Source organism: Streptomyces sp. NPDC127092 (assembly GCF_042722475.1).
GTDB lineage: Bacteria > Actinomycetota > Actinomycetes > Streptomycetales > Streptomycetaceae > Streptomyces.
On record NZ_JBHXFE010000374.1, the window covers coordinates 1 to 713 of the forward strand.

At 70.4% G+C, this 713-nt stretch carries 1 pseudogene; it reads left to right on the forward strand.

Features of this window, described 5'->3' with window-relative positions:
* Positions 1-258 precede the first annotated feature (258 nt).
* Positions 259-713, forward strand: a pseudogene (locus tag ACFWJO_RS40550) (hypothetical protein); the annotation flags it as partial.

Below are 713 nucleotides of genomic sequence, written 5' to 3' on the forward strand. Positions count from 1 at the left end.
GCGCAGGACTTCGACGCCCTCACCGCGGCCTCCGCCGACCTGAAGGACCTCGACGCGCAGCTGGACGTCCTGGAGGAGGAGTGGCTGCAGGCTGCCGAACTCGCCGAAGGGGACTGACCGGCGGGGGCTCACAGGAGAATGCGGCAGGTGTCACAGCCGGCTGCTGTCTCCGCCCTATAATCGAGGGCTGGGGCACAGCACCATGCCCGACCCCCACGACGTGGACCATCCCCCCACGTCAGGACGGAGGAGCAGAGCGTGATCGGGAGTCCCGGTGATGAGTCGACCGCGCTCCGCATGGGCTCGACCGCCCGCGGCCGTGTCCTGGGCCGGCCTTGGGAGCGGGGCCTTCCGCTGCTCGTCCTCATCGTGGACGTGGTCGCCGTCCTGCTCGCCACCTTCGTCTCGGCCCAGCTCCGCTTCGGCGGACCGCGGCGCACCACCCTCCCCGGCGCCGAAGTCATCGACTACAGCGTCATCAGCCTCGCGCTGAGCGCGGCCTGGGTGCTCGCGCTGACCATCCAGGGCTCCCGGGACATCCGGATCCTGGGGGTGGGCAGCGAGGAGTACAAGCGGGTTCTGCAGGGCACCCTCTACCTCTTCGGCACCGTCGCGATCCTCGCCTATGCGGCAGGTCTCGAAGTGGCGCGCGGCTACGTGGGCCTGGCTCTGCCGCTGGGCGTGCTCCTGCTCCTGCTGGGCCGGTTCCTTGT